We start from the raw sequence: 3,994 nt of genomic DNA, 5'->3' as shown, positions 1-3,994 counted from the left end.
CCGGTCGCGGGGCGGGTGCGGCCGGCGCGGGCACGCCGCGCAGCACGTCGAGCCGGGCGCCCGCCAGCTCCGGCCCGGGATCCACGCCGAGCTCCTCGACCAACCGGTCGCGGGTGCGGTCGAGCACCGCGAGCGCGTCGGCCTGGCGGCCGGTCGCGTGCAGGGCCCGGGCCAGCGCGGCGGCGGCGCTCTCCCGCAACGGTTGGTCGGCGAGCAGGGCGGTCAACGGCTCCACGCTGCCGGCCGCCCGTCCGAGCAGCAGGTCCAGCCCGGCCGCGCGTTCGACGGCGGCCGCCCGCGCGCCGTCGAGCCGGTCGGCGGCGGGGCCGGCGAAGGGCAGCCGGCGGACGTCGGCCAGGGCCGGGCCGCGCCAGAGCGCGAGCGCCTGCCCGACCAGCTCGCGGGCGGTCTCCGGGTCGGCCTCGTGCTCGGCCTCGGCGATCCGCTGGGCGGCCCGGGCGCAGTCGACGTCCGCGGGCGGCAGGTCGAGCCGGTAGCCGCCGGGCACGGTCACGACCAGCTCGGGGCCGAGGGCGCGGCGCAGCCGGGAGACCAGCGCCTGCAGGGCGTTCGCCGAGGCCGGCTCGGTGCCCCACAGGTCGTCGACCAGCGTCTCGGCGGTCACGGTGCGGCCGGGTACGAGCGCGAGCCGGGCGAGCAGCCCGCGCAGGCGGAGACCGGCGGGTGCGACGTCCGCGCCGGACGCGGCCCACGCCGCCACCGGGCCCAGCACGCCGATCCGCATCGGCTCAGTCTGCCGGGCGGCGCCTCCGGACGCTAGCGATATATCGCCGACAGTCGGACGGTCAGCGGCGGAGCTCGTCGAGCAGGAAGGCCTCGGCCCGCGCCCCGGTGGCGAACATCGACAGGGACAGCGACTCGTCGATCCCGTGCCAGCGCGACGCGGGGTCGCCCACGCCGGTGACCAGCACGGCCGCGCCCGGGAAGGTGCGGGCGAACTCGGCGATGAACGGAATGCTGCCGCCGATGCCCATCTCGACGGTCGCGGTGCCGTAGGCCTCCGCGAAGGCGCGCTTGGCCGCGTCGTAGGCGCCGCCGTCGGCGTCGAGCGAGAAGGGCTCGGCCACGCCCGAGCCGTGCTCGACCGTGACCTGCGCGCCCCACGGCACGTGCGCCCGCAGGTGCTCGGCGAGCTTCTCCCGCGCGGCCAGGGCGTCCTCGCCGGGGGCGAGCCGCATGCTGACCATCGCGCGGGCGCGCGGGAGCAGCACGTTCGAGGCCTGCGCGACGGACGGCGCGTCGATCCCGAGGACGGCGATCGCGGGCTTGTGGTAGATCCGCTCGGCAAGCGTGCCGGTGCCGAGCAGCTCGGCGCCCTCCACCAGGCCGGCCTCGGCGCGCCACTCCGCCTCGGGGATGTCCAGGGCGGCGGCGTCCGTGCCCGTGTTCGCGTGCAGGCCGGGGACGGCGACCTCGCCCTTCTCGTCGTGCAGGCTCGCGAGGGCGTGGGTCAGCGCGGTGAGCGCGTCGCCGACCGGCCCGCCGAAGACGCCCGAGTGCAGCGGCCGCTCCAGCAGCGACACGTCGATCACGACGTCGACGAGGCCGCGCAGGCTCGTGGTGAGCGCCGGGACGTCGACGGCCGGGTTGGCGGCGTCGGCGATCACGATGACGTCCGCGACGAGCAGCTCGTGGTGCTCGCGCAGCAGCTGCGGGAGCGTGGGGGAGCCGGACTCCTCCTCGCCCTCGATGAACAGCGTGACGCCGACGGGCGGCTTCCCCTCGTACGCGCGCAGCACCGCGAGGTGGGTCATCACGCCGGCCTTGTCGTCCGCGGCGCCGCGGCCGTACAGCCGGCCGCCCCGCTCGGTGGGCTCGAAGGGCGGGCTGGTCCAGTGCTCGTCGCCGCCCGTCGGCTGGACGTCGTGGTGGGCGTAGAGCAGCACGGTCGGCTGCCCCTCGGGCGCCGGCCACTGCGCGACGACCGCGGGGGCGCCCCCGTCCACGCGCAGGATCTGGAGGTTCGCGGGGTTCAGGGCGCCGGCGAGCTCCGCGACGGCCGCGGCGCTCGCCTCGGTGTCGGCGGCGTGCGCCGGGTCGGCCCAGATGCTGGGAATGCGCACCAGCCGCTCGAGGTCGGAGCGGGCGCCGGGGATCACGGCCTCGACGGCCGCGGCGATCGAGTCACGGGTGTGAGCCACGGGCCCGACCCTACGCGGGTCCGCCGGTGGGGGCCTTAGGCTGCGCACATGTCCCGGTTCCTCGCGACGTTGCTGGAGTCCGCCGCCGACACCTCCCGCGGCATGACGACCGGCGAGCCCGCCGCCCCCGTCCGTCGACCGTGGAGCGAGGTGCACGGGACCGCCCTGGGGATCGCCGACGCCCTGCGCCGGCCCGACGGGGACACCCCCGCTCTGACCCACGGCGGTGCCGTCGGCGTGCTGGCGGGCGACCCCGCGTCGATCGCCCCGCTCGCGCAGGCGGTGTGGCTCACCGGCGGCAGCGTCACGATGCTGCACCAGCCGACCGCGCGCACCGACCTCATGCACTGGGCCGAGGACACGGTCGCGGTGCTGCGGATGATCGACGCCAGCACGGTCGTGCTCGGCCCGCCCTTCGACGGGCTGGCGCCGGTGCTCACCGAGCGCGGCATCCCGTTCCGGCTCATCGAGGCGCTGCAGGGCGACCCGGCCGCGGTCACACCGCACGCCGCGGCCGCGGCCGAGGACGACACCGCGCTGCTCCAGCTCACCAGCGGATCCACCGCGGAGCCGAAGGCCGTGCGGATCACGCACCGCAACCTGCACGCCAACATCACCGCGATGCGCCAGGCGGCCCGACTCGACGTCGAGCGGGACGTGATGATCTCGTGGCTGCCGCTCTTCCACGACATGGGCATGGTCGGGTTCCTGACGATCCCGATGGTCACCGCCCTGGAGCTGGTCACCGTCACGCCGCTGGACTTCCTGTCCCGGCCGCTGCTGTGGGCCGAGCTGATCTCGAAGTACGGCGGCACCGTCACGGCCGCACCGAACTTCGCCTACGCCGTGCTCGCCCGCCAGCTCGCGCGGGCCGACCAGGAGCTGGACCTGTCGTCGTTGCGCATCGCGCTCAACGGGGCCGAGCCGGTCGACCCCCTCGCCGTCGGGGCCTTCGTCGACGCCGGGGCCCGGTTCGGGCTGCGGCCCGAGTCGGTGCTGTGCGCCTACGGGATGGCGGAGACGGCGCTGGGGGTGGCGTTCGCGCCCGTCGAGACAGGGCTGGCGGTCGACGAGATCGACGCCGACGCCCTCGAGTCCGGCCGCCGGGCCGAGCCCGCCGGCGAGGGGCCGACCCGCGCGTTCCCGCTGCTCGGGCCGCCCCTGCCGGGGATCGAGGCGCGGGTCGTCGGGGAGTCCGGCGAGGTGCTCGGCACCCGCGGGGTCGGCGTGATCCAGCTGCGCGGCGAGTCCGTGACGCCCGGCTACCTGACGGTCGAGGGCCCGGTCGCGACGCAGGACGCGGAGGGCTGGTTCGACACCGGCGACGAGGGCTACCTCGTCGAGGACGGCCAGGTCGTCGTGTGCGGGCGGCGCAAGGACGTGATCATCATGGGCGGGCGCAACATCTACCCGACCGACATCGAGCGTGCCGCCGCGGAGGCCGACGGCGTGCGGGCGGGCAACGCCGTGGCCGTCCGGCTGTTCGCGGGGGAGGGGCAGCGGCGCGAGTCCTTCGCCGTGGCCGTCGAGGCCCGCAAGGCGGACGACGAGGCCGAGGCCGCGCTGATCCGCAAGGACGTCACCTCACGGGTGGTGTCCGCGGTGGGCGTGCGGCCGGCGCGGGTGGAGGTGCTCCCGCCCGGCAGCCTCCCCAAGACGCCCTCCGGCAAGCTGCGCCGGGCCGCCACCGCCGACCTCCTCGAGTCCCACCCCTGACCGGCGAACGGCGCCGTCGCGGACCACGAGTTTGGGGGATCGCCCCCCGCGGCGCCGGGGAGGGGGGGGGTTCCGGGTTGGGGCGGGTTGGGGGGGGTGGGGGGGCGCCCGCCGGC

General features: G+C 76.8%; 3 protein-coding genes. 1 reads left to right on the top strand and 2 read right to left on the bottom strand.

Translation table 11 applies throughout. The features are described 5' to 3' along the window. Together AB0B41_RS42790 and AB0B41_RS42785 are read right to left on the bottom strand one after the other, a co-directional pair. On the bottom strand, nt 1-745 hold a 745-nt coding region (locus tag AB0B41_RS42790; protein ID WP_358212922.1), incomplete at its 3' end, for an AfsR/SARP family transcriptional regulator. 61 nt (nt 746-806) lie between these two features. Continuing rightward, the gene (locus AB0B41_RS42785) at nt 807-2,162 is read right to left on the bottom strand and encodes a dipeptidase (protein ID WP_358212920.1); all 1,356 of its coding nucleotides are present in this window, start codon (nt 2,160-2,162) and stop codon (nt 807-809) included. A 48-nt stretch (nt 2,163-2,210) separates the two neighbouring features. Here AB0B41_RS42785 and AB0B41_RS42780 point away from each other — a divergent pair, with 48 nt between their 5' ends. After that, a complete protein-coding gene (locus AB0B41_RS42780) occupies nt 2,211-3,878 on the top strand; it encodes a fatty acyl-AMP ligase (RefSeq protein WP_358212918.1) in 1,668 nt (555 codons plus the stop codon). The last annotated feature ends 116 nt before the right edge of the window (nt 3,879-3,994 follow it).

Origin of the sequence: Pseudonocardia sp. NPDC049154 (genome assembly GCF_040648315.1) — a bacterium.
Lineage (GTDB): Bacteria > Actinomycetota > Actinomycetes > Mycobacteriales > Pseudonocardiaceae > Pseudonocardia.
The sequence above is the reverse complement of the archived record's forward strand: the minus strand, read 5'-3'. Positions and strand labels throughout refer to the sequence as shown.

Coding starts and splice junctions, on each gene's coding strand:
- AB0B41_RS42780 (WP_358212918.1), top strand. CDS start 2,211: ATGTCCCGGTTCCTCGCGACGTTGCTGGAGTCCGCCGCCGACACCTCC.